General features: G+C 39.7%; 24 protein-coding genes and 7 tRNA genes. 10 read left to right on the top strand and 21 right to left on the bottom strand.

Annotation, left to right across the window (positions count from 1 at the left end):
* Nucleotides 1-392: 392 nt before the first annotated feature.
* Together ACJJVZ_RS08960 and ACJJVZ_RS08955 are read right to left on the bottom strand one after the other, a co-directional pair.
* Nucleotides 393-1,292 carry a DUF6136 family protein gene (locus tag ACJJVZ_RS08960; protein WP_405599902.1) on the bottom strand — a complete coding sequence of 300 codons (900 nt, stop codon included), beginning with the start codon at nucleotides 1,290-1,292 and terminating at the stop codon, nucleotides 393-395.
* A 127-nt stretch (nucleotides 1,293-1,419) separates the two neighbouring features.
* Nucleotides 1,420-2,010, bottom strand: coding sequence for an ATP-binding cassette domain-containing protein (locus ACJJVZ_RS08955; RefSeq protein ID WP_405599850.1), 591 nt, complete (start codon nucleotides 2,008-2,010; stop codon nucleotides 1,420-1,422).
* A 162-nt stretch (nucleotides 2,011-2,172) separates the two neighbouring features.
* On the opposite strand from ACJJVZ_RS08955, the gene ACJJVZ_RS08950 reads away from it, so the two are divergent.
* Nucleotides 2,173-4,098, top strand: coding sequence for an alpha/beta fold hydrolase (locus ACJJVZ_RS08950; protein WP_405599847.1), 1,926 nt, complete (start codon nucleotides 2,173-2,175; stop codon nucleotides 4,096-4,098).
* A 68-nt stretch (nucleotides 4,099-4,166) separates the two neighbouring features.
* Here the strand turns inward: ACJJVZ_RS08950 and ACJJVZ_RS08945 are convergent, their stop codons facing one another.
* The 10 genes from ACJJVZ_RS08945 to dnaQ form a co-directional block, all read right to left on the bottom strand.
* Nucleotides 4,167-4,886 (bottom strand): helix-turn-helix domain-containing protein, encoded by a 720-nt coding sequence (locus ACJJVZ_RS08945; protein ID WP_405599845.1) that lies wholly within the window; start codon nucleotides 4,884-4,886, stop codon nucleotides 4,167-4,169.
* 224 nt (nucleotides 4,887-5,110) lie between these two features.
* Nucleotides 5,111-5,187, bottom strand: a tRNA-Asp gene (locus ACJJVZ_RS08940).
* Between the two features lie 54 nt (nucleotides 5,188-5,241).
* Nucleotides 5,242-5,318, bottom strand: a tRNA-Asp gene (locus tag ACJJVZ_RS08935).
* 37 nt (nucleotides 5,319-5,355) lie between these two features.
* Nucleotides 5,356-5,432 (bottom strand) — tRNA-Asp (locus ACJJVZ_RS08930).
* Nucleotides 5,433-5,470: 38 nt separating this feature from the next.
* A tRNA-Asp gene (locus ACJJVZ_RS08925) sits at nucleotides 5,471-5,547 on the bottom strand.
* 31 nt (nucleotides 5,548-5,578) lie between these two features.
* A tRNA-Asp gene (locus ACJJVZ_RS08920) sits at nucleotides 5,579-5,655 on the bottom strand.
* 41 nt (nucleotides 5,656-5,696) lie between these two features.
* Nucleotides 5,697-5,773: transfer RNA gene (locus ACJJVZ_RS08915), tRNA-Asp, on the bottom strand.
* Between the two features lie 28 nt (nucleotides 5,774-5,801).
* A tRNA-Asp gene (locus ACJJVZ_RS08910) sits at nucleotides 5,802-5,878 on the bottom strand.
* A 97-nt stretch (nucleotides 5,879-5,975) separates the two neighbouring features.
* Entirely contained in the window at nucleotides 5,976-7,343 is a 1,368-nt protein-coding gene (locus tag ACJJVZ_RS08905; RefSeq protein WP_405599842.1) for a TIGR03503 family protein, read from the bottom strand.
* A gap of 9 nt (nucleotides 7,344-7,352) precedes the next feature.
* Nucleotides 7,353-8,066, bottom strand: coding sequence for a DNA polymerase III subunit epsilon (dnaQ, locus tag ACJJVZ_RS08900; RefSeq protein ID WP_182703350.1), 714 nt, complete (start codon nucleotides 8,064-8,066; stop codon nucleotides 7,353-7,355).
* A 68-nt stretch (nucleotides 8,067-8,134) separates the two neighbouring features.
* Here dnaQ and rnhA point away from each other — a divergent pair, with 68 nt between their 5' ends.
* The gene (gene rnhA / locus ACJJVZ_RS08895; RefSeq protein ID WP_077537534.1) at nucleotides 8,135-8,599 is read left to right on the top strand and encodes a ribonuclease HI; all 465 of its coding nucleotides are present in this window, start codon (nucleotides 8,135-8,137) and stop codon (nucleotides 8,597-8,599) included.
* A 153-nt stretch (nucleotides 8,600-8,752) separates the two neighbouring features.
* On the opposite strand, the gene ACJJVZ_RS08890 is transcribed toward rnhA, so the two are convergent.
* Nucleotides 8,753-9,538 (bottom strand): class I SAM-dependent methyltransferase, encoded by a 786-nt coding sequence (locus ACJJVZ_RS08890; protein ID WP_193154410.1) that lies wholly within the window; start codon nucleotides 9,536-9,538, stop codon nucleotides 8,753-8,755.
* A gap of 53 nt (nucleotides 9,539-9,591) precedes the next feature.
* On the opposite strand from ACJJVZ_RS08890, the gene gloB reads away from it, so the two are divergent.
* Complete coding sequence (gene gloB / locus ACJJVZ_RS08885; RefSeq protein WP_405599839.1) at nucleotides 9,592-10,365, top strand: hydroxyacylglutathione hydrolase; 774 nt, start codon at nucleotides 9,592-9,594, stop codon at nucleotides 10,363-10,365.
* Between the two features lie 133 nt (nucleotides 10,366-10,498).
* On the top strand, nucleotides 10,499-12,082 hold the full coding sequence (locus ACJJVZ_RS08880) for a LysM peptidoglycan-binding domain-containing protein (protein ID WP_405599837.1): 1,584 nt from the start codon (nucleotides 10,499-10,501) through the stop codon (nucleotides 12,080-12,082).
* Between the two features lie 65 nt (nucleotides 12,083-12,147).
* Here the strand turns inward: ACJJVZ_RS08880 and ACJJVZ_RS08875 are convergent, their stop codons facing one another.
* Genes ACJJVZ_RS08875 through ACJJVZ_RS08865 form a run of 3 tightly spaced genes read right to left on the bottom strand, consistent with a single transcriptional unit; the run spans nucleotide 12,148 to nucleotide 13,674 of the window.
* Nucleotides 12,148-12,597 (bottom strand): flavodoxin, encoded by a 450-nt coding sequence (locus ACJJVZ_RS08875; RefSeq protein WP_121954066.1) that lies wholly within the window; start codon nucleotides 12,595-12,597, stop codon nucleotides 12,148-12,150.
* Nucleotides 12,597-13,361, bottom strand: coding sequence for a tRNA pseudouridine(65) synthase TruC (gene truC, locus ACJJVZ_RS08870; protein WP_002963028.1), 765 nt, complete (start codon nucleotides 13,359-13,361; stop codon nucleotides 12,597-12,599). Before truC ends, ACJJVZ_RS08875 begins: the two co-directional genes overlap by 1 nt.
* On the bottom strand, nucleotides 13,354-13,674 hold the full coding sequence (locus tag ACJJVZ_RS08865) for a YqcC family protein (RefSeq protein WP_405599833.1): 321 nt from the start codon (nucleotides 13,672-13,674) through the stop codon (nucleotides 13,354-13,356). The genes truC and ACJJVZ_RS08865 overlap by 8 nt, the downstream gene beginning before the upstream one ends.
* A gap of 104 nt (nucleotides 13,675-13,778) precedes the next feature.
* Between ACJJVZ_RS08865 and ACJJVZ_RS08860 the strand changes: the two genes are divergently transcribed.
* Complete coding sequence (locus ACJJVZ_RS08860; RefSeq protein WP_405599831.1) at nucleotides 13,779-14,807, top strand: DUF3549 family protein; 1,029 nt, start codon at nucleotides 13,779-13,781, stop codon at nucleotides 14,805-14,807.
* Nucleotides 14,808-15,107, top strand: coding sequence for a DUF3301 domain-containing protein (locus ACJJVZ_RS08855; RefSeq protein WP_002963032.1), 300 nt, complete (start codon nucleotides 14,808-14,810; stop codon nucleotides 15,105-15,107). It begins immediately after the preceding gene.
* 994 nt (nucleotides 15,108-16,101) lie between these two features.
* Here the strand turns inward: ACJJVZ_RS08855 and ACJJVZ_RS08850 are convergent.
* Entirely contained in the window at nucleotides 16,102-16,755 is a 654-nt protein-coding gene (locus ACJJVZ_RS08850) for a GNAT family N-acetyltransferase (protein WP_405599828.1), read from the bottom strand.
* 152 nt (nucleotides 16,756-16,907) lie between these two features.
* Between ACJJVZ_RS08850 and ACJJVZ_RS08845 the strand changes: the two genes are divergently transcribed.
* The 3 genes from ACJJVZ_RS08845 to ACJJVZ_RS08835 all read left to right on the top strand — a co-directional run bounded on the left by ACJJVZ_RS08845 (nucleotide 16,908) and on the right by ACJJVZ_RS08835 (nucleotide 18,295).
* Nucleotides 16,908-17,144, top strand: coding sequence for a DUF2789 domain-containing protein (locus tag ACJJVZ_RS08845; protein ID WP_405599825.1), 237 nt, complete (start codon nucleotides 16,908-16,910; stop codon nucleotides 17,142-17,144).
* 97 nt (nucleotides 17,145-17,241) lie between these two features.
* Nucleotides 17,242-17,508, top strand: coding sequence for a hypothetical protein (locus ACJJVZ_RS08840; RefSeq protein WP_193154423.1), 267 nt, complete (start codon nucleotides 17,242-17,244; stop codon nucleotides 17,506-17,508).
* A gap of 13 nt (nucleotides 17,509-17,521) precedes the next feature.
* Complete coding sequence (locus ACJJVZ_RS08835) at nucleotides 17,522-18,295, top strand: Zn-ribbon-containing protein (RefSeq protein WP_405599822.1); 774 nt, start codon at nucleotides 17,522-17,524, stop codon at nucleotides 18,293-18,295.
* Between the two features lie 66 nt (nucleotides 18,296-18,361).
* On the opposite strand, the gene syd is transcribed toward ACJJVZ_RS08835, so the two are convergent.
* Entirely contained in the window at nucleotides 18,362-18,901 is a 540-nt protein-coding gene (gene syd / locus ACJJVZ_RS08830) for a SecY-interacting protein (RefSeq protein ID WP_405599899.1), read from the bottom strand.
* A 59-nt stretch (nucleotides 18,902-18,960) separates the two neighbouring features.
* Between syd and queF the strand changes: the two genes are divergently transcribed.
* Complete coding sequence (gene queF / locus ACJJVZ_RS08825; protein WP_405599820.1) at nucleotides 18,961-19,806, top strand: NADPH-dependent 7-cyano-7-deazaguanine reductase QueF; 846 nt, start codon at nucleotides 18,961-18,963, stop codon at nucleotides 19,804-19,806.
* Nucleotides 19,807-20,061: 255 nt separating this feature from the next.
* Here queF and ACJJVZ_RS08820 read toward each other — a convergent pair whose 3' ends face one another.
* The 3 genes from ACJJVZ_RS08820 to ACJJVZ_RS08810 are packed head-to-tail and all read right to left on the bottom strand — an operon-like array spanning nucleotide 20,062 to nucleotide 26,404.
* A complete protein-coding gene (locus ACJJVZ_RS08820) occupies nucleotides 20,062-20,967 on the bottom strand; it encodes a peptidylprolyl isomerase (RefSeq protein ID WP_405599818.1) in 906 nt (301 codons plus the stop codon).
* Between the two features lie 29 nt (nucleotides 20,968-20,996).
* Entirely contained in the window at nucleotides 20,997-24,677 is a 3,681-nt protein-coding gene (locus tag ACJJVZ_RS08815; protein WP_405599817.1) for a translocation/assembly module TamB domain-containing protein, read from the bottom strand.
* The gene (locus ACJJVZ_RS08810) at nucleotides 24,677-26,404 is read right to left on the bottom strand and encodes an autotransporter assembly complex family protein (protein WP_405599815.1); all 1,728 of its coding nucleotides are present in this window, start codon (nucleotides 26,402-26,404) and stop codon (nucleotides 24,677-24,679) included. Before ACJJVZ_RS08810 ends, ACJJVZ_RS08815 begins: the two co-directional genes overlap by 1 nt.
* Nucleotides 26,405-26,470: the final 66 nt, after the last annotated feature.

The raw sequence follows: 26,470 nt of genomic DNA, 5'->3' as shown, positions 1-26,470 counted from the left end.
TTTAGTAAAGCAAGCAGCCCTGCTGTAAAAACAATCCAAACCAGCGCATAATGCGCTGGTTTTTTTGTGCAAAATAAACCTGCAACAAGCACCATGGTAAGCATAAACTCAACAAAATCATATTCAATCTATCAAACGTAATGCTGTAAGTTACAAAGGTCGCTAAAAATAACAGCATTCTAGGGCCTGTTGACCTTTCAGGATTAAAATTTGTTCAATCTAGGGGCGATTTAATCGCAGCGTGAGGTTTGTAACCTAGAGGGCTCGGTAACTGCTCCTGCGTTACTCTAATGGCTTACATCCCTGTAAGAATAAGTAAAAACCGAGCAACAAAGAGTAAATTGCCCCTAGGCAGAACCCAAGGGCAGCGCATGTTTGGCATTTATGCTGCGTTATCGCCTATTTATGGGGAATAACCACACTACATAGGCTCTGCCTTGCCTAAATACCAAACAGTCTGCTGCAAATTTAACCTCGAAAGATAAACAGGCCCTAGGTATAAACTGGCTAATATAAAACGTCCGTGCTTTTTGGCATGTCTTAAAAAACAAGCAATATTGTGCATAAACTTTAGCGCAATCAAATTGTAATGAGCTGCAAAATAATACAATAAAAGCCATAGCCACAGCATCAAGTATATTTACGAGATCAGCACGCTCAGCGACTAACGTAGTCGAGGCCATAAACACACATAAAAGTAACGACATACGCCATACTAGTGTCCAGCTGTGGTTTACAAAGTAGCAAAACCAAAAACCAAACAGTGACCGAACACTAACACGCCCATTTATATTAACTCTAGGTATAAGCAAGCTAATGCTAAAGATGATTAAAAAACCAATATGATAAATAAGCGGCGGTATGTTGATGGGAGTGAATAAAAAAAGGCCGCTTAACATAAAACCATAAACCAGTGCGCTAGGTTTGTATAAACACACAATGCCTAATCCTAACTGAATAAACATAAATACTATAAAATGCGGCACCTTTAACCACTGTGCAAAGGTAAGATCAAGCGCTATCAACAAACTAGCGATAAGCCAGCCATTGCTGATAAATAACAATTTAATATCGGCAAGGTGAAGCCAGCTAGGGTGAGCGATCGTAAGTTGGAACAGCCGTTGGTTACTATTTTTAATCGCCAGTTTCATTGCGCTTATCATCACGCTTTGCAATAACAAGTAAAATAGTGCCATTTGCGCGCCATATAAAGGCGTATCTGCACTATCTATAATTTTCCCTAAGCCTAAAAAAAGTAATAATACAAAACCAAGAGCGGATGATCCCAACACCACTAAAAATAACAAACCAAAGTTTTTAGCTGTTGAAGCAATTGCTTAAGCTCAAACGTGTACGCTAAATACCGGTAACCTATAAACGCGAGATACTGATTAAGTTTGCTTTTTATACTTATGATACTCATAGCGAGATACACTTAAAACCATGCTCAATAAACACAGCAGGCTCATGGCAAGTAATGATAATTTGCCCATTGGGTTTGTCAGCCAAATAAGCATCGAGTTGGCTTAAAAGATAATGAATACTGGTTTGATCGAGCGCAGCACTTGGCTCATCTAATAATAAATAAGGTGATTTACGCATCAATGCTAAAATTAGCTGGCATTTTTTTTGATTGCCCGACGACAGTGCTTCGAATCGCGTATTTAAAAATGCATTAAAGTTAAACCCGTTAACCAGCGAATGGGGCCAATCGCAACCTAATGTGTTAACAGATAAATCAATAATTTGATTTGCAGTTAAAAAATCTGGTAACGCAATACGGTCACTGGCAATTGCTACGGTTTTTGTTGGAGTGTTCAATCGGCTACCAGCAAATAAAAGTGAACCACTTTGCGGCTTTTCAAGTCCTGCTAGCATCATCAGTAATGTCGTTTTTCCTTGGCCGTTAGGCGCTTCAATACACCCCTTTTGATCTGAGAAAACTTTGTTGTAATCTTTAAAAACAACATTGCCAGAAAATTGCTTATTTAGGCCAATGACTTCAATCATAAATATATCCTTTAATGAGAAGTGTCATTATAGCTATTGATATATTTAAAACGACAGACCCTTTGTAACACTTTGTTGCAGTTAACAATCAGTAATCACTTGCGTTTAAAAAGTGTTCAGGTGAGACTAAAAATTCAAAACAATAAACAACAGGATGTCGATATGAAACAGTCTTTAAAATTAGCAAGCCTTACCTGTGCGATAACGCTGGCATTGGCTGGTTGTAGCCAGTCAACAGTATTTAATAGCACCGCGAATCCGCAAGTTACTCAAACTCAATCAGTTAAAAATTATGACGCTGGTACCTTTTTTGATACTACCTCTATCACAGGAAATAGTTTCTCCTCAACAGGCGACAAAATTTTAGTCAGTAGTGATGAAAGTGGTATTTACAGCTTGTACGAAGTAGATGCGAAAACTGGCGGAAAAACTCGTTTAACCAACTTTGAGGACAGCACTTATCCTGTGCGTTACTTTCCAAATGATGATCGAGTGCTATTTACCAAAGATTCAGGTGGGAATGAACGATACCATGTATACGTGCGTGAAGCTGATGGCACAATGACAGATCTAACGCCAGGGGATGAAACCCGCGCCAGCTTTGCCGGTTTTACCAACGATGGTAGCCAATTTTTCATCACCAGTAACAAGCGCGATGCTAAATTTATGGACTTATACCGAGTTGATAGTAAAACCTACGCAGTAACACCGGTTTATCAAAATACCTTAGGTTTAAATGTGGGGGCAATCAGCCCTGACGGCCGTTATATTGCACTATCCAAAAGTAATACTAACAAAGACAGCAATACTTTTATTCTTGATACCTATAAAAAGTCACTCAAACCGCAGTTAATTTCAAAGCATGATACACCAGCGCAATATAGCCCTGACACCTTCTCTGTTGATAGTAATTATTTATATTACTCAACAGACGCTAAAGGTGAGTTTTCACAGGTATGGCGTTATGACTTAGCCACAGGTGAACATAGCGCTGCATTAAAAGATGATTGGGATGTGAGTTTTATTTATTTCTCTAAATCGGGGCGTTATCAAGTAAGTGGTGTAAATGCTGACGCGAGCACCAAAGTAACCGTGATCGATACCCAAACAGGCAAAGAAATTGCGATGCCTACATTACCCGCAGGCAACTTACGCAGCGTTAACTTCTCAAATGACGAAAAAACGATGGCGTTTTATCTAAACTCAGATACGTCGCCAAGTAATTTATTTGTGTGGCAAGTTGGCAGCAATCAAGCAAAACAGCTTACAAATACACTAAGTAAAGAAATTAACCAAAACGACTTAGTTGAAAGCACAATCGTTCGCTTTAAAAGTTTTGATGGCCTTGAAATACCTGGCGTTTTATACAAACCAAAACAAGCAAGCAGCACAAATAAAGTCCCTGCGCTTATTTGGGTGCACGGCGGACCAGGTGGGCAAAGCCGCACCGGTTACAGTGCCATGCAGCAACATTTAGTGAATCACGGTTACGCCATTTTTGCCGTTAATAACCGTGGCAGCTCAGGCTATGGTAAAACATTTTTCCACCTAGATGATAAAAAGCACGGCACCGACGACTTACAAGATATTGTATTTGGTAAGCAGCACTTACAAGGTCTGGATTGGGTTGATGCTGATAGAATCGGTATTATGGGCGGCAGCTATGGCGGCTTTATGACCGCAGCAGCGCTTGCTTTTGAACCGGAAGAATTTAAAGTCGGCATTAATATTTTTGGCGTCACCAACTGGGTGAGAACGCTGAACTCAATTCCACCTTGGTGGGAAAGCTTTAAAAAGTCACTATACGATGAAATGGGCGATCCTGAAACTGATGGGGAACGCCATCGTGCTATATCACCATTATTTCACGCTAAAAACATTACAAAACCATTAATGGTGATCCAAGGTGCAAACGATCCGCGCGTTTTACAAGTAGAAAGTGATGAGCTCGTCGCGGCAGTAAAAGCCAATGGCGTACCCGTAGAATATGTGTTGTTTGATGATGAAGGCCATGGTTTTAGTAAAAAAGAAAACCGTATTACGGCCTCAAATGCTTACTTAAACTTTTTAGATACCTATTTAAAATAGTCCGTTAGCCCATACAAGTATGGGCTAAATTTAAGATAAAGGCTGTGTGCTTGTTCGCATGCAGCTTTTTATGGATGACGCGTTAATTTTGGTTCAAATAACGCAAGCGCTAAACCAAACACAACTGCAAATAGTCCAATAAATTCAAACCAGCTATTACCTGCATGTGAGGTGAAGCGTGGGATAGCATCTGTTGTATAAACACGTTTACCACCAGTCACTTCTTCAACAAATGATTCGCCAATATACTCATCCATTAATTTAAAAAGCTCAACACGCCTAACAAGCATCTCTTTAAGTTTTTCTGCACGCTTTTTAGCATTGGGATCTATTATATAATTTTTCCAATGATTGAAAACATTGAGTGGTTCATCAGCTTTAATAATTCCAATAGAGCGATACTCATAAAAGCGTTCATTAAACACATAATTTTTATGACCTACATAAAATAATGCACAACCAAACGAAATTAAAAACATGACTAAATAAATCAGTGTTCGTTGTTTAGCAGAAGTATTAACAGCTTGTTTTTTAAGCCACTGTTCAACATCTGCTATTTGTATTAACCTCGCTTTATCATGACTAGCTGCAAGCGGTTTCATAAATTCATCAATAGAGATATCTAATGCCAAAAGTAAAGATCTGAAAATGTCGTTAGAAGGAATTGATTTATCATTTTCTAGTTTTGATAAGTAACTTTGCTCTATACCCACTTGCTCTGCAAATTCAGGTTGGCTCAATTTTTTATTATTTCTCAGCTGCTTTAGTTGTTGACCTAATGTGCTCATTTTAGTGCTTCCTTTTTTAAAGTGAGACTAGATTCTTGGCTATTCATGCAGATATAAAAAGCTGAATATTAAAGAATAGGCAGGAATATTAGCAGGTTAGCAGTAAGTAGTCGATTTTTTAGCTGATAGCTGATAGCTGATAGCTGATAGCTGATAGCCAAAGAATTTTTTATTGAATTATTTAATCAAGGATTTTATAAACTTATTATTGAGGAAATAACAAGTGGCGGAGTGGACGGGACTCGAACCCGCGACCCCCGGCGTGACAGGCCGGTATTCTAACCAACTGAACTACCACTCCGCAGTGGTATGTGCATGGGGTAATGCACTTACTAATTTTAATCATGATATCAAATGGCGGAGTGGACGGGACTCGAACCCGCGACCCCCGGCGTGACAGGCCGGTATTCTAACCAACTGAACTACCACTCCGCAGAAATATCATTGTACTTGTTATTACTTAATTTGTTGGCGGAGTGGACGGGACTCGAACCCGCGACCCCCGGCGTGACAGGCCGGTATTCTAACCAACTGAACTACCACTCCAGCATACAAATTTTGTAATATAACAGCGTTTAAATAGTTGGCGGAGTGGACGGGACTCGAACCCGCGACCCCCGGCGTGACAGGCCGGTATTCTAACCAACTGAACTACCACTCCAGCGCATATTTAAACTGTTATTTTTTCTTATTGGCGGAGTGGACGGGACTCGAACCCGCGACCCCCGGCGTGACAGGCCGGTATTCTAACCAACTGAACTACCACTCCATAATAAGAATATGTTTTACAACCATACGTTGTGTAAGTGTTGGCGGAGTGGACGGGACTCGAACCCGCGACCCCCGGCGTGACAGGCCGGTATTCTAACCAACTGAACTACCACTCCAGCTTTTACTTACAAGTTTTTTCGAAAATGGCGGAGTGGACGGGACTCGAACCCGCGACCCCCGGCGTGACAGGCCGGTATTCTAACCAACTGAACTACCACTCCATATTTTCGTTGCTGTTTAGGTCTCCCTGACAGCGGCGTGAATAATACGAACCAACCCCTATTTCGTCAAGGGCTTTTTTGTTTTTTTATAGGTTTTTTAGTCATCTGACATCGAAAGGTTTAAAATTTCACCTGATTTGTCATTTTTTGAGCCGTTTTTACCAAGTTGATTTTTTTCTGAGTCGGTAACTTTGTCTTCGCTCACTTTCTTTTTCTTTAAAAAAGGCAGCTTCACGTTAAATTTTATCGATTTTTTCTGGACGAATACACGAATGGATAACCAACCTATTAATAAAATGATTAAATTACAACCAACTATGAGACTCGTTAGCATAGCCGCTGTCATTTTTTCTTCTTCTGGTTCGCTCTGAATTATTATCTCAGGTTCACTAATTGCGGGTATTTCGATTTCTGGAATAACTTCTATGGGTCGTGCAACTTCAAATTTATACGTTGGCAGGGTCGCCATAAATTCGCGACCATTAATATTTGTGCCAAAAATGGACAATTCGATATTATATCGCCCCCAATCATAATTTTTGGCACTTAGTTGGCGTGATTGATTAGCGACCGCATCTATCACAAACATTTGCTCTTCGTTGTTAGGGTAGTAAATCTTTCCTTGGATAATTACGGTGGCAGGGTCAACCATTGTGTTATCGATATTAATTGTTAGAAGATGATCGTCTCCATCTTTACCTAGCTCAATATCGTAACTTAGGGGAGGTTCGTGAACGATTAATGGGTTTTGCACTATTTGACGTTCAAGCAGAGGCGTTATAATAGAAAGTACGGGAGTCCACTCACCAGCAGGAAAACTAAACGTTAACTCTCCTGTAAATACGCCATCCCTCGCACGCTCATCTAAATCATAGCCATCATCTTTATACGTAGCAACATATTCCCTACCCGCCCCAAAATTTGCATATTTTTCTTTATTGGTGCTAATAAAGCTAAGGTCTAAGTTAACTACATCTTTGAAAAAATCAGCATTGATCAGCTCGCCATCATTTAGTATTTGGCCAGTAACTTTAATTGTTTCGCCTCTAAAGATTAAAGAAGGGAATGCTTGTACTTCTAAATCTATTTTCCCTAATGCAATAACTCGACTATTAGAGCGGATCCTACCTATGGCCTGCCAAGGGCCTGGCATAGGGTTTTTAATACTAACAATGTCGTAACTAATTTCATCATACCAGTCGACCTCTAGGTTTTTAGCAAGCTCACTCACTAAGTACTTACTTCCATCGGGCCTAACTAAAACGACGGCTGGAGAACCTGGTTCCCTAAAAATTAGCAATGTTATTTTATCTAGGTTGCTATCTATACGAAAACGATTATCCAGCAGAGGGATCTCATTTTGTTTCCCGTCGCGCTTTAATAGTTCAACTTGCTTAACGCCGTACGCGCTGCTTGTAAAAATACTAGCAACACATAACACGGTTACAAAATATATCGTTTTCATTATATCGCCTTATTCAGCGCGCCATATACATTGGCCGCCTTCTTTATTTACAAGATCTAATCGGGCTTCGTGTGCACTTTGCTCAGCATCGCTTGCTCGTAATACTATTAGTGGGGCTCTGTCACTATTTAAACGCTTAATACCCCCTTTTCGTTGTTCACTGCCTTCCTCTTTATTTTGATTTAAGTTTAGCTTTGTTTGACCGCCTGTCATGGCAAGGTAAACGTCGGCTAAAATCTCAGAATCCAGTAATGCGCCATGTAACGTTCGCTTAGCATTGTCTACATCGTAACGGCGGCATAACGCATCAAGGTTGTTCTTTTGGCCTGGGTGCAAGTCACGCGCCATTTTAAGCGTGTCGAGCACTTGGCAGAATGTATTCGTTTTAGGATAGCCCTGATTAAGCAATGCAAATTCGTTATCCATGTGGCCAATATCGAACGGCGCATTATGAATAACTAGTTCAGCCCCTTCAATATAGTCGAAAAACTCTTGGGCAATTTGATGAAACAGTGGTTTATCACGCAAAAACTCGTTAGTAATACCGTGAACGTCGATTGCTTCCTCTTCGCTTGGTCGTTGTGGGTTTATATAAACGTGAAAGTTATTGCCTGTTAAACGACGGTTTACTAACTCCACACAACCAATTTCTATAATACGATGCCCTTGTTTAGGGTCGATGCCGGTGGTTTCTGTATCTAAAACTATTTGTCTACGTGCCATATCGAATTTAGCCTGATTCTGGTATCTTTCTATAATCACTTTATTGTACATAAAATCAAGGTAAAACAGTGCAAAAAACCGTAGAGATTTACACCGATGGCTCATGTTTAGGTAATCCAGGCCCCGGCGGTTATGGTATTTTTATGATTTACGATGCCCATGAGAAAGAATTAAGCCAAGGCTATAAACTCACAACCAATAACCGAATGGAAATGCTCGCGGCCATTGTAGCCCTTGAATCACTCACTCGAGAATGCAAAGTAAACCTAACAACCGATAGCCAATATGTTAAGCAAGGTATTGAATCGTGGATCACTAACTGGAAAAAACGTGGCTGGTTAACATCCGCTAAGAAACCGGTTAAAAACGTCGATTTATGGAAACGCCTAGATAAGGCATGCAGTGAACACACTGTGACATGGAAATGGGTTAAAGGGCACAGCGGCCACAAGTACAACGAAATAGTTGACGACTTAGCACGCGATGCCGCAGGCAGTAAAGATTTACTAGAAGATGTAGGTTACCAACCTTAATTAGCTGTTGTTACCCAATTTTATTAAAAACATGTTCATTCTATCGCATTAAATAACTCACTAACTGCGTTAAAAATGATTCATATAGAACAACTATATGTCACAATTTTCGCCTTGTTAATGTGCTATTTTCTTAGCGCTATAATAGATCACTTATTTAATGCAATTGGTATTATTTTCTTGGTCGCACGTTTTGTAATGCTGCTTTGATGTTTGCCTAAGCCCCGCGCCTTTTACAGGTGAAAATTGCGGCCTTGCATGCCATTTAGGCTTTATTGGCGTAAGTGGTGCCACTCTTTTTCGTGCCACCAGCATATATACACTGCCCATAGGCTTTAAATACTGCTTTGCAAATGTACGCCAAAACTCAAACCTTGAGAGCCTATTACCTCTTGCCAGTGATGAGTAGATAAAACGTTCATCACTAACAATTTCAAAACCAAGTAAATTTAACCAATCTTTAACCCTCGCAGGGGTAAAAAAGCGCCCTGTCCACGGCAGCTTTTGACCACTAAAAGGCAACATTTGTGCAAGCCCGCACAAGCTAAACGGATTAAAGCCAGTAATTAATATATAGCCGCCAGGAATAAGCGTGCGATGCGCTTCTCGTAAAATATGATGTGGATCTGAGTGATACTCTAAGCAGTGGCTTAATATACAGGCATCAATACTGTGCTCATAAAATGGCAGCTCATCGATATCTGCCACAACACCTGTATGAGGCCCTGGCTCTGCTACGCACACCTGATGTTTAATCATACTTATGCTTGTGTTCAACTCGCCACTTAAATTACCCAACTTAAGCATATGATAGCCAAACATACGCGGCAGCCATTGCTCCATCTTACGTTCGATATCTGTGCGCAAGTAATCCCCATGAGGAAACTGCTGCCACGACAGTGGTTTGGGTCCTTCTTGAAAACTAAGGGCTGGTTTCATTTTTTGAGCTCGTTATACTATGTGGTAAGTGTCACTTTATAGAGCAATTTACAATGGTGCAAGTCAAAGCAATCAAAGCCTTTTCTGATAATTACATTTGGTGTCTAACTACCGATAACAGTAACCAAGCATGGGTGGTTGACCCAGGACAATCCGAGCCTGTATTGACGTATTTAGCGCAGCATAACTTAACGCTTGGTGGGATTTTAATTACGCATCATCACTACGACCACACTGATGGCGTCACTGCATTAGTTAACGCTTATTCAGGAACCTCGGTTTATGGCCCTGCTAATAGCCCGTTTAAAGGCGTTACCCACCCACTTAATGATGGTCAAAGCATTAGCGTACTTAATATTAACTTTACTATTTTAGCGACGCCTGGACATACACTTGACCATATTTGCTATACAAATGATGAACTTGCTTTTACAGGTGATACATTGTTTAGCGGTGGATGTGGGCGATTATTTGAAGGCACACCAAAGCAAATGTGGGAATCGTTTAATAAACTAAGAGCGCTGCCTGCAAGCTGTAGTGTGTATTGCACACACGAATACACGCAAGCTAATCTTGCCTTTGCCAAAGCGGTTGAACCACGCAACCCTGAACTCCTTGCCTACAGTAAAAAAATAGATGAATTACGTAGTAACAATCAAATTTCCCTACCGACCTCTATCGGGCAAGAGCTGAAAATAAACCCATTTATGCGCAGTGACCTACCAATAATGACAGAGCAGGTACCAAAAGAGTTTATATTACTCACAAAAAATAATGAACCTTGGGAAAACTTTGCTAGTCTTAGGATGTTCAAAGATAATTTTTAGCGCATTTTAATTTAAAATCATAGACTTAAAATAGATAAATAATTTCAGCCTAGCGTTAAAAAGTCATCCAGTGGCAATATTTTCTCATTACAGGTAGTATTCGCCGAGTTTTTTACCCAATGTATTGGTATTTATGAATAAACCTCCCCTATTAGTAGTCTTGGCGTTCGCGCTAAGCGGTTGTCAAACAGTCACAACCTTAGAGTCAGACTCTCAAATTGCCTCGCAAGCAAATCAGCAGCTAGGCGGCGCAAGTCCCAACGATATTAACAATGCATTGATGGTAAACGCACAATATCAGCAAATTGACAGTGAAGAACAAGAAGCCCCCGTGTTTGATGATGTATGGGAGCGCATCCGCTATCAACTTTCTATCGACATACCACAAAACCGCCCCGTTGTGGCAGAGCGTAATTATTACGCAAGGCACCAAGCTTACTTAGATCGTATTTCCAAACGCGCAGAGCCCTATTTGCATTTTATTGTTGAAGAGGTCGAAAAGCGTGAGATGCCAATCGAAATTGCACTATTGCCAATTGTAGAGAGTGCATTTGATCCGTTTGGTTATTCTAATCGCAGTGCATCTGGCATTTGGCAGTTTATGCCTGCAACCGGTGAGCGATTCGATTTAAAACAAAACTGGTGGTACGACGGTCGCCGTGACATTGTGCAATCGACTCGTGCTGCACTTGATTACTTATCGTATTTACATAAAACACTCGAAGGCGATTGGTTAAATGCGATTGCTGCGTATAACTCGGGTGAAGGGCGTTTAATGCGCGCGATCAAAAAGAATCGTAAAAAGCACTTACCTACCGACTTTTGGTCTCTTGATTTACCAAGAGAAACAACAGCCTATGTGCCTAAACTATTAGCCCTTGCTGATTTATTAAAACGCTCAGATGACTTTAACGTCACATGGCAGCCTGTTATTAATGCACAAGTAGTTGAAGTGGTTGATGTTGGCTCTCAAATCGACTTAGCACTGGCTGCCGATATGGCTGATATGACGCTTACCGAGCTATACAGGCTAAACCCTGGCTTTAATCGCTGGGCAACGGATCCAAATGGTCCTCATTCTTTATTATTGCCCGTAGATAAAGCAGAGCAATTTAGTCAAAAACTGGCACGAACAGACATTAAAGATCGTTTACGCTGGCAACAATATACAGTAGCACGCGGCGATAGCTTATCGGTAATTGCTAAAAAGTTTACAACAAGTTTGAGCGCTATTCGTTCGCTTAATAAACTCAAGTCAAATACGATTAAAGTAGGCCAACAATTATTAGTTCCGCTGACTGATGGCGCAATAAATAGCGAGCATTTACCAAAGCAAATGCGCTTAGCAGCAAATAAAAGCACACGAACTAAACTTACCCATAAAGTAAAAAGCGGCGATACATTGTGGGATATTAGCCGAGAATACGATGTGACTATGGATGAATTAGCTAAATGGAATAAGCTGAAGAAAAATTCTGTGTTGCGTTTAAATCAAAATCTTACTGTCTATAAATCAATAAACAAGCCTCAAAGTGCTATTGCCAGCACCAACCGTACGATTACGTATAAAGTACGCCGAGGCGATTCACTTGCACGTATTGCGTCTAAATTTAACTTAGCTGTTAACGATATCATTAAGTGGAATAATTTAGCTGGTCAAAAATACTTACAACCTGGCCAAAAGCTAAAACTTAAAGTAGATGTCAGAAGTAGTTAATTTATAAAGCTATAAAAGCAAAAAGGAGCGCATGCGCTCCTTTTTCAATACTTTAATGTTAAAGGTTAAGCTGGTAGTTTTTCTAGCCATACCTTTAGCCAAGGCTCGGCTACCGGCCATGGTTCAAAATCTTCACAGGCATCTATTTCTAGGCGGTTGCCTACAGGCTTTGCTTGTAAATCGCGTAGTAGCTCGTCAAAACTACGCCCTGCGCCACAAAATGTATCACCGTAACATCTGTCACCCATTGCAATTACACCAAACGGTTTATCGGTAAGCATTGGGAAAGTGCTATTCATTGCAAAGTACAATCCTGCCAAATTACTCGGTACATCACCTTGGCCTGTTGTGGAGGTAACAATTAAAATATGCGATGCATTTTTTATATCATCAAGTGATGCTTCAGTAATTACTGTTGCAGTATGACCCGCTTGCTCAATTGTGGTTGCAACTTCATCGCTTAAACGCTCTGCACCGCCATTAACGCTGCCTACAAAAATACTAATATGTGCCATTAATAATCCTTTTCTTGCTCTGGCCAACCTAGCTGCTTACATATTTCAAGCATGTCTTCACCTAGTGGCGCTTTAATTGTTATTGATTCATTACTATAAGGGTGCACAAAACTAAGCTCTGTTGCAAATAACATTAGCCGTCTTAGCTCAAAATGCTCTCTAAAAAATTGATTATGCTGGTTATCACCGTGATTCACATCACCAATGATAGGCAGTGATAAGTGCTTTAAGTGTCTGCGAATTTGATGCTTGCGCCCTGTTTTTGGAAAACACTCAACTAACGAATAACGCACTGTTGGGTATTTACCAATGGGAATAGGCAGTGCAGCTTGGTGCAAACAATTAAACTGAGTTTGCGCTTCTTGCGGTGCTTTATCTTGATCTGCAAACTTATCGGCTATTTTATCGAGCTCTTCTTTCAGTGGTTTATCTAAAAATACCGACTCAGGTGCAAAACCACGCACTAAGGCCAAATAGCGCTTAGCAATGGTCCCTTCAATAAATAGCTGGTTCATATCGCGAGCCGCTTCTGAGCTCAGTGCAAACAGCAATACACCCGATGTTGGTCTATCGAGCCTATGTACTGGAAATACATGTTGCCCTAGTTGGTCGCGCAGCATTTGCATAGCAAACTGGGTTTCGTGTTTATCTAAAAACGAGCGATGCACTAATAAACCAGAGGGTTTATTTATAGCCACATAGTTTTCATCTTGATACAAAATTGTCAGCTCGCCATATTCAATAGGCGCTGGGCGCTCACTCATTTGGTTCTCCTAAAAAGGTATCAAGGGCTGTTAGCAATTCAATTATTTCAGCATTTCCTGCTTTATTCATAAGCGTCATTTGCGCCATAGGGGCAATATCAAAGTTACGTGACAATGGTTGCTTATGCATTATTAGTTGTTGTACTTTTTCAATAAATACAAATTGTAACCACTGCTCAAACGCCATTGTATCGTGGCAAAAAGGAGTGTTTGAAAGCAGTGCATCAGCGTCTATTGGCTCACTTTGCCAAAGCGCATGCTTTTGTAAAAGTGCCGTTAGCTGCACTAAATAAGTTTGGGTTTGCTGGTACATAACCACCCTCTTTTATATATGTAATGCAATTATACCCTGTTCCCTCATAGGCGGCTATGGCGTATAATTAATGTAATTTTGCAGTAAAAACAGTTGAGAAAACAATGAGTGATCAAATAGCTACATTAGGTCAGCTTTTAGATGGTGCGGGTACTCAGTGGCGTGCTTTTGATATTGGCAGGCACATTACTAAGCTTGATAAAAAACAGTTTTTAGCTATTGAACAAGCTCAAGTGCCTTACCCTTATCCACTTGCAGGGCATGCATGGCTCGCCATTCAATTTTGGGATATTAAAGCCAGTAAAGAGCCATATGTATGGTTTTTAAAGTTCCCACTTGATGAACAAAGTATGCTGGTAAGTGCTAGTCGCGATCACTTTGCTGATATGGTTATTCAAGCGCTAGGGACTGAAATTACAGGTGAGCAAGCCGATGGAAAGCTTGATAATAACCCTTATGTTTTTACGCCAAACGCAAATAAATTAGCGGCATTTAACGCTCAAGTAAAAGTACTATTAAAACAGCCTGCGTCGCAGTACTACGAGCATGCGCAGTTATACTTTAGCGGTAAGATTGGTTTTGGTAACTGGCAAAGTGTTGCACTGCAGGGTATTGCCGATTTTGCACTGCGCTTAGACAGCGATACAAACTTAAGTAATCTGCAAAAAGCATGGCCACATTTGCCCGTTGAAGTACTGCAACCACTCAGTGCCATGCTTGAACACGTTGAAATACCAACATCAATGAGTGAGTTACTTGTTAATTACACGCAGGCCGCAATTAGTAACAACGACACAGTGGCTATAACCGCAGCACTAAGATCTGCATCAAAAGGTCAAGCTCAAGGGCTATGCGCTCAATTAGTTGATAATGTATTAAGCTCACCGGTGGGGCAAGACTCTGATGTATTATTAACAATAGCTGGACGGTGTTTTAAGCAATTAGAGAACCCTGAACGCTTACATGTATTTATGGATAATTGCGCACATCATCAAAAAATTGAAGAATTGTTTCCCAGTATTTTTGCTGACTTAGTTGCAATACCGACTATTCGCCCGCATTTATTAGGCTTATTACGTAAAGAAAATCGTAGCGAAACCCTCGCGCGTGCAATTGGAAGGTTATTCTCTTAAATGGCAAGTTTATGGACGTTCATACTTATTGGTAGTGTAATTTACTTATTTTGGCTTAACCGAAAGGTTGCTGAAGCGGCGAACGTTCATGCTAAACGTCAAAGTGAGCAACTGCAGGTGCAGTTGATGAGTGTTGCATGCACAAAACGCCGCTTTGGTTTTTTAAAGAACGGCAAGCCAGGCATCAAAAGTGAATTTATATTTGAATTTTCAAGCGATGGTGAAAATGCTTATCAAGGTGTATTAATTATGGAGAATGAGTTTTTGAAAAGTGTGGTTGTTCCGCCGCATAAAATATAAGCCTTGTTATACCAATTTGCCTATATATGGGTCTATTTTACGTTAAAAAAATTACGTTAGAACTAGGCAAAAATTTTTGTATTTAGTTGTACTAAATTGAAAATTTTTAACGACGTTATAGTGCAATTTAATTTGTTAAATTGATCAAAGATTTATGCAGTTTGGTATTATATTATACTGGCATTATAGATAGGTAATTAATCCAACACAAAAAACTAAGGCGTAACTAAAGTTACGCCCCAATTGGACTGCTTCCTGCTAGATATCCGTTATCTATAAATCCGTATTATCATCCCCTGAACGAGTAAACAACCTTGTCTACCCTCACATTGCATCCTGCAATATCCATAGCCATCTTGGCAAACCCGCGTAAACTAACGCTTGGCTACATCCAGTAGCATCATCCATGTTAATCCTTTGAAGTAGCTCCTGCCACTTTTGCATCCTGCAATGTCCTTTGGCCTCCTTGGCAAACTGCGTAATCTAACGCTTGGCTACATCCTGTAGCATCGTCCATGGTAATCCTTTAAATAGCGCCTGCTATTTTTGCATCCTGCGTTATCCTCTTGCCTCCTTGGCAAATTGCGTAAACTAACGCTTGGCTACATCCTGTAGCATCGTCCATTGTAATCCTTTAGTAGCTCCTGCCACTTTAGTGCATTATGCACTTCCTGTTCGTCCTTGTTAACTTGTCCTTTTTGCATCCTGCGAGCTTCTGCTATGTTGCCTATTCCGTATCCTTGGCAGTAACTCAGTCATTGAGCTATGTCGTCTTGACAAAGAGAAGTTTAAAGCAATCAGGGGGGAGAAATAGGACTTAACATTAAATAAATAAACGTCACAAAAATGAAAAATAAAAATAGATTTTAAATAACAATAGCTTGAATGAAAAAAGGCTACTTATTAATAGCCTTTAACTGAGAATGCTCACGACAATGTAAGATATATCTCACGGTCTTATGTCCGTTTGGGCGCATTGGCTTACATTATAATTTTAAATAGCTGGCTCAATTATTGATTTAAACAGTAACTCGCCCTCTACTTGGTTAAAAGTAAGGTGTTTAAATGCTTCAAATTTTTCGGTTTTAAAAAATTCAATATGCTCTTTACGCGTAACAAATACAGCCATACCGGTTGAATTAGTATTTGATTTAACTAAATCATCTAACCCTCTTAATAAATAGCGACCAAACCCCTGCCCATGAAAATGCGGATCTACAGCGATAAATGCTAAAAAGTAGTAATTACCTTTATCTGTAAGGGCATCTCTAATTGTTTGTTCTTTTTCAATTAACTGATTGGTCTGCAAATAACCAGCACTTAGCATCAACTTTAATCGCCAGTGCCAATAACGTTGGGCTTGCAGTTGGCTATTTGATTCAAATACACAGGCCACTGCTTTTAATTTATCGTCACGGTATAAACCAATAAGCGGTTGTTTCTCTTGCCAAAAACTACTGAGTTCTTCGCGAATTAATGATCGTAATTTTTTTTCATAAGCCGATTTATTTTCTTCACTATGACCGAGCATGTTTTGTAATACGGGATCGTCATGATAAGCCTGGTAAATTAGGCTCGCTGCAGTACTAATATCTTCTGCCGCTAAATACTGTACGCTGAACGTGTCTGCTTGTGTGGCTACACTCATTGTATTTCCTTTATTATTTTAGCTATAGGCTGTTTAACTTTATACCTAACTATATACCTAAAATTATTAACCGTAAATTCAGCGAGAGTTTAACTAGCAAGAGATACAGTAAGGTACTAGTATGAATTTTCATTCATTTAAGGAGCAAGATCATGGACACGACGAAACACGACATCACAACACTATTTGCACAACTTGGGTTACCGAACTCAGAAGCTCAAATAGATGAGTTTATTGCCTCGCATGACTTACAAGACACAACACTGCTCCAAGAAGCTTCTTTTTGGGATGAAGCACAACAGCACTTTTTAGCTGAATCCCTTGCAGAAGACGGTGATTGGAGTGAAGTAATTGACGAGTTAGATGTACGCCTTCGTCAAAGTAAGTAATTTTATTTAATGTCCCTCTCCCTTATTTATTGCTAACATGGCACCTGCGCAGCATTTACATGCTGCGTATTTATTTTATTAAAGAGTTATATACCTAATGAATTCAGTTGTATTTGATGCAATTAAAGTCCTTCTTGGTGAAGGCAAAACTCCTACTGTAGCATTAACTAAAAGTCGTTTGGCACAACCGGTTCCCATGCCGATGATTATTGCTGCTGTAAGTCAATATAAAAATAACCCTGATTCAATTAATAACTTCATGAGAAACCCACAGCAGCCAGATAATACTGAGCTTAAAACCAGTCAGTTAGATAGAATTGAGCAAAAACTCGATAAATTGCTTGCGCTGCTAGAACAAAAATAATTTGAGACTATACATGTTCGTTGTTGATTTAACTTTTGATTGCTACCAAGACACCACCCTAGAGCAAGCCGAACAAGCAATAAATCGCTTAGTGAATGCGCTTCGTTTTAATGGTCAAATAATGGGTGAAGAATTTCCAACCGTTTTAAAGGATGGCTTTTTTATTACCCGTGTTATGTGCCCGACGGAAGATGCCATGCATCCGCTAAATAATAGTCCGTTTGTTAAACACAGTATCGAAAAATTACACAGTGCTGGATTACTTGCACCAAAAGTAAAAATAATTGGACAAGATATTCACTCCAACGGGGCTGATTGCTGTAAAGAGCCATCGAGCTATGTTTTATATACCACGTATGTACACACTTGCAGCCCACTTTATTGTGGTGATGACTTTTTACCTGTGCCGTTATTTCGTATTCCAGCAATTGCCAATGGTGATTACAAAACACTTATAAAGTGGCAAGAGGACTGGCAAGCTTGCGATCAAATTCAAATTAACGGCGCAACCCGTTGTGAATTCCCCGCACTTGAAGAAATATCGAGTATTAAAAGCGACTTATTTAGACGCGGAAAAGACATAACAAAACGCATTAGCTTTTTAACCAAAAAACCGACCTATTATTATTTATACCGCGTGGGCGGTGTAGATAAAGCGTCTGAGCTTGAGCGAAAATGCCCTAGCTGTAATGGCAATTGGAAATTACCTGAGCCGTGGTTTGGGTTATTCGACTTTAGGTGTGAGCCGTGTGGTTTAGTATCTAATATATCGTGGGATTTTCAGTGATCACGCTAAATCAATGAGCAAAAACAGCTTGGTGCTAACTGCACCGAGCTGATTGTTGAATAGACTCTAAACCTCTAGCGACTTTAAAAAAGCATCAATATTTGGTGCCAGTACATGGTGTGTTTTTTTGCCTACGTGCTCTAAACACACTTCACCGGTGTGAATCAAAACACTTACCAGCAAATCATCTTGATCTGTTAAACCAATAAACACCGTTTCTGGCTGTTTTAACTTACGTTTCATTAAAACGTGACCCGTTATATTTTGTTGTAATAAATTAAAGTCTTCTTCATTCCACGCTTGAAGTAATTCCACTTTGTGGCCATCAATACTGGCTAAAATACTGCCGCCGTACATATACCCGTATAAAATACTAAGCTCTTTTGGAAATTCAAGCTCAAGTGCACTGGCTAAATTGTTTAGTGACCCCGTAGGCTGCTGCAAAGCCCCCTGCCACTGAATGTTTCCTTGCTCGTCTACCTCTCCTACTTCGCACGGACTTGGCCACTGCTCATCATGAGCAATCAGCGGGTATTTTGAGGTTTTTTTAAAGGTTTTTTCACTAAATTGTGTGTGAAGTTGGGCTAACTGCATAGCAACAGACATACTGTGAAACTCATTCAAATTAGATATAATGCTCCTATTGTAACTATTTAAGAGCAAACATGACAGATTACAGCAATTCTCCAGATCTAAAAGGCAGTGTATTAGGCCAATCTACCGAGTATGTGGATGTGTATACACCGAGCTTGCTTTTCCCTATTGCACGCAAGCTAAATCGTGATGCTTTAAATATTGATGAAGCCGCACTCCCGTTTAAAGGACAAGACATTTGGACTGGTTACGAGCTTTCATGGCTTAATGCTAAAGGCAAACCACAAGTGGCTGTCGCCCTCTTTATTTTTGAATGTCAGAGCAGCCATATTATTGAGTCAAAGTCGTTTAAACTTTATTTGAATAGCTTTAACCAAACCCGATTTGAAAGCATTGAGGTAGTAAAACAGCACTTAATTGATGACTTATCAAGCGCGGTTAACAGCCCCGTAAAAGTAACCTTATATAAGGCTGATGAATTTAATTGCTTACCATGCACCCCCCTGCCTGGCGAATGTATTGATGACTTAGATATTGAAATTGATAATTACCATATTGACGCGCATTCGCTTAAATCACAACGTGATGAACTCGTAACTGAAACCCTGCATAGCCACTTACTAAAATCTAACTGCTTAATTACCTCGCAGCCTGATTGGGCCAGCATTATTATTAGGTATACGGGAGAGAAAGTTTGCAGAGAGTCACTATTACGTTATTTAATTTCGTTCAGAACACATAACGAGTTTCATGAACAATGTGTAGAGCGTATTTATAGCGATTTAACCACGCAGCTTAATATTAAAGAGCTAGAGGTTTACGCACGTTATACCCGCCGTGGTGGGCTTGATATAAATCCGTATCGCTCTACGGATTATAACGATACACCGTTCGCGGTTAAAATTAATCGTCAGTAAGTTTTTTTACACTGGAATATGAGTGTTGAAAAAGGAGCCTTGGCTCCTTTTCTATTTGTATATTTAATTAATACCAATTCGCTTAATTAAGTGAGCTATTTTGAGGCTAGGAAAACGTGTTGATAGCTAGGCAAAAAAATCGCTATTTAGTTGTTCTCGGCAATTGCTCCTGCATTGCTCTACCTTCTGCATCCATGCAGTCGTAAATGAGAATTTTTTAACGCAGATAGCGACACGTTTAGCCCCGCAAAATGATTAAGTATTATTGCGGATTGGTATAACTTCGCGCTTAGTGGGTATCGGCATGCCACACACATCAACGTAGTTATGTGCTTTAACAAACCAAGGTTCATTACGGTTTTTACGAGCACTGATCAAGTTTTTAAACACCGGTGAATTTGTTTTCATTACTTTAAAGATACTTTTATCGCTTTGGACATCGCCAAGCACTTGTATATTCGTAATTGGATTAAATGCTTTACCTTCAATTGGTGTACGCGCTAAACGGTTAAAATGCTCTATCCCTTCTAGCACTCGGCCGAACACCGTAATATTTTTATCAAGATAACGCGGCCCTTGCCCTATCGTTACAAAAAACTCCGTGCTCGCACTATTTATATCGTTATCGCGCGCCATTGCAAACACACCACTGCAGTGTACTTGCCATGTTTGCGTATGTGCTGAATTTTGAGCTACTGCAAAGCCGTTTAAAAAACCGGTAACTGGCGCATATCCGTCGCCATTTAGCTCAGTAATTAAAAGTGGTTTATTTGTTGTTAAATAAAACTCAGCAGGAACTGTTTTATCTGCCGTTTTAATTAACTTTTTACTCGAGCTGTCGCCACCTTGTGCGACAAAACCTTCAACAAACCGATAAATGCTAGTATTTTTATAGAACCCTTCTCGCGCTAACTTTTTAATATTTTGAGTGTGCTTTGGGGCAAGCTGTTCATTAAGCTCAATATACGCATCGCCCGTTGGCAGCGTTATCTTTAAAATATTTTGACCGTCAACTACTCGCCAGTCGTTATCTGTTGCACTGGCAACTACCTCACTCGCGCTCATTAAAGGTAACGATTGTTTAGTAACGTCCTTGTTACGTATTTGAGCGCAACCACTTAGTAAAGCGGCTAACAAAACCGACAATATCATTTTTTTCATCACTCACATCCTTAGAATTATTATTTTAGTTATTCCCAGTCAAATTTATATAGCACATCAACATTTTGATACAACCCACTGGTTATCTCTATATATAACTGTGAAAGTAATTGATAGCGCACAGCCACTTCACTCAATGAGTCAAAAATACCAACGCTGTATTTTACTTGCAAACTAGGTGCAACATAACCAGATATTTCTACTTTGGTGTTATCGCCAGTACCTTTAGAGCTTAAGCTCACATCCGACAAACCAAACGTCTCACCCACCTTAGAAACCACCCCCTCACTTCGGCTCACACCTTGAGAAAGTAGCAGTTGTGTGAGCATAGCGTCGCTTGAGCTGTCACCTTCTCCTAGTGGTTGCCCATTAAGTAAATACGCAAGTGCTTGAGCTTGATCCATTGCAGACTCAGAAAATATTTTAAGTGTTGGCTGCTTTATAGTACCTGTAAGGGTAACGCCTGCAATAACATCATTTGCAGTATTTTCTGGATTACGAATAGCTTTAATATTTAAGTATGGCTGCTCTATAGAGCCACTAAAGCCAATTTGACCTGTCCTTATTATTAAATCTTGTCCAAATGCTAAGTAAGTCCCTTCAATTAAATTTAGCTCACCAGTTGCAATAGTGGGCGCTCCTTGGCTCATTTTAATCGCTAAATCTCCAGCGACTCTTGATGCCAAACCAAAGGATTCTACTTTCACATCATTTTTTAAAATAAGTTTTAAGTCAACATCGTAATCAAAAGGCATCTTTTTAGTTGCTGCTGATTTTTGATCCACAATAATTTCATCATCACTCACTTGTACCGCCCCCTCTGGCAGCTCTTCAATCTCTATACGGCCATAGGGTACAATCACTTCACCAACAAGCTTTAATGCGTTATTGGCTAAGCCTATTTTTAAATTTGGTGATACTTTAAACACAACACCTTGCTGCGCACGTACAAAAAATTGCTCACCTAATACAGATACGTTAACGATAGGTTGTTCGCCTTGCCAATCAATATCACCACTTAACTTAATTTTGCCACCTTGAGGGTCGTTTAAATTGCCTTTAACTGTTGCTGTTGTTTTGTTAAATAAGATATTTACATTCGACTTTTCAAGAGCAATAGGCAGCTGTTCACCTGCTAAATTAATGTCTTCAATATTCAGTTCGCCATCTAAAAGAGGATCCTTTAACGTACCGGTTAAGGCCACTTGCCCGCTGATAGCGCCCTTTATCTGTTCAAGTGTTTCTAAGAAAGGTTGTATGTCTGATAATAAAACCTTATCTATATTCACATTCCCCTTTAGACTTTGTTTATTTTGTATATCATCGATATTTATTTGCGTGGTAATTTTACCCAGTACACTGGATTCTAAATTAGCCTCAAACTTGCCTATTTGCGAATCTGAAAACGCACTGATGTGTAATGTCTCTATTGGCAATTTAAAGCGGTCTTCTTCTGAGGTGAGAATTGCGGTTAATTCACTGGCGTTTAAGTTAGCGCGTAATGTTTTAAGCGTACCTGACTGCCAGTTTGCAGCAAAGTCACCCTTTACGTCGCCTTGTGTGCGAATATTATTGGGCAATAAGTGCTTGAGTTCTTCAAGTGATAAGTTACTTAGCTTTGCACTAAGCTGCCCAAGTGTATTCGTTTGCAATAAAGTATCTATGCACAATTTACTTTTCGCCGATTGCCAACAATGCGCACTTACATCAAAGTCATTATTTTGTGTGTTTACCATTAAGGCAATTTTTTTTGTGTTACTAAAACTTAATTTATTATCACTCAACGTTATATTGCTTATTTCACCATTCCATACGCTGCTATTCATTTTTCCGTTAACTTCAAACTCTACAGCGCCTTTTTCTGCATCTACTAATGTGGTAACTTGGTGATCTGTTTTGTCGCCACTAATATCAATTTTTACGCTGTTAATTTGCTGTTCGACCACAAGTGCCGAGCCAACACTTACCGCAACATCGGTTTGCCAATCGGCTGCGGTATCTAAATGCCCTTTTAGTGACAGTTTATTTATATTAATTTCATTAAAAATAAAGCTCTCTAGCATTAACGCCAAGTCAACGGATGGAGTAAGCCTATCCCCTCTCACTTTTAAATCAGCATTGCCATTAGCAATAAATGGCAAATTAGCCTCATCATCACTTTTTAGCATTACTTTGCCATCAACCTGCCAAGTGTCGTCAACGTGTCCGGTTAATGCTAACTCATTGATGCCGCTAGTTAAATAAAAGCTATCAATATTAGCTTTTAACGTATTGTCTAGCTTAAAGTTTGAAGCGAACTCTAACGGTACGTCGTTAAGTAATCCGCTTAACGTTGTATTATTCATTTGTAGCTGCCATTTATCGTCAGCGGCATTAAACGAGCCTTTAAACTGACCTGAAATATCACTGGTGATGGCATCAGTTAAGTACTGCGCTTTTAAGTTAGCAAGCGTGCCATTAAAGTTAGCCTGTATGCCTTTTTGCCAATCAATATTAGCGTTTATAGTGGCACTGCTTTCGTTCGCTTTAATACTTAGCGCTTGTAAGGCTGCTTTGCTGAGACTGCCTTTTAATTTGGTATTTAAGTCAACCGCTGGGTACGCACCTAGTTGGCTACTCGCCTGCAATGTAAGCTGATAGTCGTCGGCATTACCTTGTGCATTAAGACTAACATTTTGCACTTTAAGCTCATTACTTTGTGCATCAATAAGCCACTGTTTAATTTTGCCATTTAACTCAAACGGATAGTTTTTTTGCTTTAAATTTGCTGTTGCCGTTACATTGAGCGGGTATTGTCCCTGCGTTTCTAAATTTAGGTTTAAGTTTGATAAATCACCACTCAACTGCAAGTTGGCTTGGTGCTCTTCACTTTGTAAAACAACATTCCCTTTTACGGGCAAGTTCCCTGCAAGCTCTGCGTTAAGATGCGTATTAAGCTGCCACTGTTCATACTTTGCTGATAATGACTCTAAATTAACAATTGCATCTTCCACACTTAATTGCAGCGCTATGCTCTCAATCACATACTGAATTTCGTCTTGCTCAATCGTGACTTTAGCAATTTCAAACTCTTCAATGACTAAGTCAAGTGGTGACGTAAATTCTATATTAGGCAATGCTGGTAGCTGCGTTAGGGGCGCTTGAGTATTTTGCGCAGTTTGTGCTTTAGGGTCTTGCTCTTTTAATGCAACCAATATACTGGGGATATTCAGACTTTTAACCGTTAGCTTTGAATCGTCTGCTCTTGCTGAAAGTTTAAAGTTATTAACACTTACTTTTGCACTTGGGTGCTCTAGAGTAAATTTATTTATCGTAATGTTTTTTACAGCGATATTAAAAGGTAAACTGATTTTTTCAAGTGTCTGTGCAGGGATTTGCTCTTGTGACTCTGTGGTGTTTAGTAACGTTAAATCTATAGATTTAGCGCTGAAGTTATCTATACAAATACCATCGCACTGCCACCAAAATAAATTGAGCTTTAATTGCTGAGCGTTAAAATCAAGTCCATCGTTCTTAAATTGTACGTTAAACGTATCGTTATATAAAAAACGCCCATTTTTTATATCTATGTTCAAACCATCCACTGCTTTATTAGCACTGTAAGCTATAAACTGATTACCCGGCGCGGTAAATAATAAACAAAATAATATAACCAAAAGGCTCACTAATATGGCACTGACGACTGCGGTTACTTTTTTAAATACTGACATTAAATTTCAGGCCCTATAGTAATACTCAAACGCGTACTTTTACTGTCTTTAGTTACGCCCCATGCATGGTCGATTCTGACAGGGCCCACAGGTGTTAAATAGCGAAAGCCAAACCCAGCACCCACTTCAAATTGGTCTGAAAAATCATTTGTTGCCGTACCACCATCTACAAACAAAGCAGCTCGCCAATTTTGAGCAAACTGGTAATTATATTCAACAGTGGCTGATAGTAAATACTTACCCCCAATCAATTCTCCTTCGTCGTTTTCTGGTGAAATAGACTGGTACGCAAAGCCTCGAACACTTTGATCACCACCGGCGTAAAAGCGCAGTGAAAATGGTACGTTGCTTATATCATCAACAAGCATGGCTCCCACATTGGCTTTTAAAAAAACTAAGTGGCGATCTAAATACGTCCTCAACCAAGCATGCTGCAATTGCACTCTTATTAAATTAGTACTCGAGAGCATGTCATCTAGAGCGAATTCAGCAGATACCAACCACTGCTCTCCCCAATAAGGCGTAGTTCCCCCTTTCGATTTTTTACGTGCATAACTAATGCCCGGCATTAGCATTTCAGTGGTTTTTTCTACTTCATCGCCTATTCGATAGGTTTCTTGGTCGCGGCGTAAAAATGCGGTTCTTACCCACTTGTTTTCAGTCAACCATTGGCGCTGGACTTGCCCTGTTAATATTTTGCTATAGGTATCGTTTGTCAGTTCATCTTCTAATTTGTAACCGACCGAGAAGCGCCATAAGTCATCATTAGGATCATCAATAGGTACCGTGTAGGCCATTGAAATGTCTTGCTGCTTTTGTGACACATTTAGATTGCTTTCGAGGTAATGCCCATCTTCTGTTATCCATGGTTTAGACCATTTAAAACGTACTTTGGGGCCTAAATCGGTGCTATACCCACCACCAATTTCATAACTATTTGCTGGTTTGTGTAAAACATCGACCTTAATTGGCACTTGGCTATTTTTACGTGCTGCAATATCAGCGTATACACGCACACTTGCAAAGTAAGGGGTACTTGATAAATCAAGATTGTAATCGGCAATAAGCGTTGATTTATAGGGCTGGCCCACAGAGAAAGGCGCTAAAGATCGAATATATTTTGCAGCCGGTGTTTTATTCGCTATATCAACATTACCAAACTGATAGCGCACACCGGTATCAATTAAAAACGTAATAGCTGCGCTATTTTTTTTAAGCGACACTTCTAGTTTTCTTGCTGGCCATTTTGCATCAAAATAACCTAATTCTAATAACATCGACTCTATTTTTTTATGGGCTGAATCGTAAATACCATGATTTAAAACATCACCTTGTTTAATATTGATGTTTTTTACTAATGCTTGAAGAGCTTCATCATTTTTACCATCCCCGTTTAAAGCAACGTTAATTGACTCAATTCGGGTTGCAGGGCCTCGTTCAACTTTAACAATCAAGTCGCTGTCGTTTTTGTCAAAATCAACCTCAACAACAGGGCTGTAATAACCTAGCGCTTTTATACTGTTTTCAACTTGTTTTTTAGCATAGCGGCGCAGTGTGCGTGTTGGTTTTTCACCAATGAGTTGTTTTAAATACAGAGCAACGTTATTTTCTAGCTCGCCACCAAGCCCTTTTATTTCATAATCTTCAATCACTTTCTCAGAAGAAAAAGCCTGCGTATTAAAAAAAATGAAGAAGACACACATACAACGTAAAAACTGATTGAACAAGTAAATATCCTTTGCTTTATATTTTTAAAATGTCGTTGATTTCAGCTCGCATATTATCATAGTAAT

The sequence above is a fragment of the Pseudoalteromonas sp. Ld19 genome, assembly GCF_045064135.1.
Taxonomy (GTDB): Bacteria; Pseudomonadota; Gammaproteobacteria; order Enterobacterales; family Alteromonadaceae; genus Pseudoalteromonas; species Pseudoalteromonas aliena.
Note: the sequence above shows the minus strand (reverse complement) of the source record. Positions and strands in the feature narration are given on the sequence as shown.

Excerpts from the sequence above, each read along its gene's own strand:
- ACJJVZ_RS08955 (WP_405599850.1), bottom strand. The coding sequence starts at position 2,010 with ATGATTGAAGTCATTGGCCTAAATAAGCAATTTTCTGGCAATGTTGTT.
- ACJJVZ_RS08815 (WP_405599817.1), bottom strand. The coding sequence starts at position 24,677 with ATGTCAGTATTTAAAAAAGTAACCGCAGTCGTCAGTGCCATATTAGTG.
- ACJJVZ_RS08880 (WP_405599837.1), top strand. The coding sequence starts at position 10,499 with ATGAATAAACCTCCCCTATTAGTAGTCTTGGCGTTCGCGCTAAGCGGT.
- ACJJVZ_RS08890 (WP_193154410.1), bottom strand. The coding sequence starts at position 9,538 with ATGAAACCAGCCCTTAGTTTTCAAGAAGGACCCAAACCACTGTCGTGG.
- ACJJVZ_RS08875 (WP_121954066.1), bottom strand. The coding sequence starts at position 12,597 with ATGGCACATATTAGTATTTTTGTAGGCAGCGTTAATGGCGGTGCAGAG.
- ACJJVZ_RS08835 (WP_405599822.1), top strand. The coding sequence starts at position 17,522 with ATGTTCGTTGTTGATTTAACTTTTGATTGCTACCAAGACACCACCCTA.
- ACJJVZ_RS08820 (WP_405599818.1), bottom strand. The coding sequence starts at position 20,967 with ATGAAAAAAATGATATTGTCGGTTTTGTTAGCCGCTTTACTAAGTGGT.
- ACJJVZ_RS08850 (WP_405599828.1), bottom strand. The coding sequence starts at position 16,755 with ATGAGTGTAGCCACACAAGCAGACACGTTCAGCGTACAGTATTTAGCG.
- ACJJVZ_RS08865 (WP_405599833.1), bottom strand. The coding sequence starts at position 13,674 with ATGTACCAGCAAACCCAAACTTATTTAGTGCAGCTAACGGCACTTTTA.
- ACJJVZ_RS08945 (WP_405599845.1), bottom strand. The coding sequence starts at position 4,886 with ATGAGCACATTAGGTCAACAACTAAAGCAGCTGAGAAATAATAAAAAA.
- ACJJVZ_RS08840 (WP_193154423.1), top strand. The coding sequence starts at position 17,242 with ATGAATTCAGTTGTATTTGATGCAATTAAAGTCCTTCTTGGTGAAGGC.
- ACJJVZ_RS08950 (WP_405599847.1), top strand. The coding sequence starts at position 2,173 with ATGAAACAGTCTTTAAAATTAGCAAGCCTTACCTGTGCGATAACGCTG.
- ACJJVZ_RS08860 (WP_405599831.1), top strand. The coding sequence starts at position 13,779 with ATGAGTGATCAAATAGCTACATTAGGTCAGCTTTTAGATGGTGCGGGT.
- truC (WP_002963028.1), bottom strand. The coding sequence starts at position 13,361 with ATGAGTGAGCGCCCAGCGCCTATTGAATATGGCGAGCTGACAATTTTG.
- dnaQ (WP_182703350.1), bottom strand. The coding sequence starts at position 8,066 with ATGGCACGTAGACAAATAGTTTTAGATACAGAAACCACCGGCATCGAC.
- gloB (WP_405599839.1), top strand. The coding sequence starts at position 9,592 with ATGGTGCAAGTCAAAGCAATCAAAGCCTTTTCTGATAATTACATTTGG.
- ACJJVZ_RS08855 (WP_002963032.1), top strand. The coding sequence starts at position 14,808 with ATGGCAAGTTTATGGACGTTCATACTTATTGGTAGTGTAATTTACTTA.
- ACJJVZ_RS08845 (WP_405599825.1), top strand. The coding sequence starts at position 16,908 with ATGGACACGACGAAACACGACATCACAACACTATTTGCACAACTTGGG.
- ACJJVZ_RS08905 (WP_405599842.1), bottom strand. The coding sequence starts at position 7,343 with ATGAAAACGATATATTTTGTAACCGTGTTATGTGTTGCTAGTATTTTT.
- queF (WP_405599820.1), top strand. The coding sequence starts at position 18,961 with ATGACAGATTACAGCAATTCTCCAGATCTAAAAGGCAGTGTATTAGGC.
- syd (WP_405599899.1), bottom strand. The coding sequence starts at position 18,901 with ATGTCTGTTGCTATGCAGTTAGCCCAACTTCACACACAATTTAGTGAA.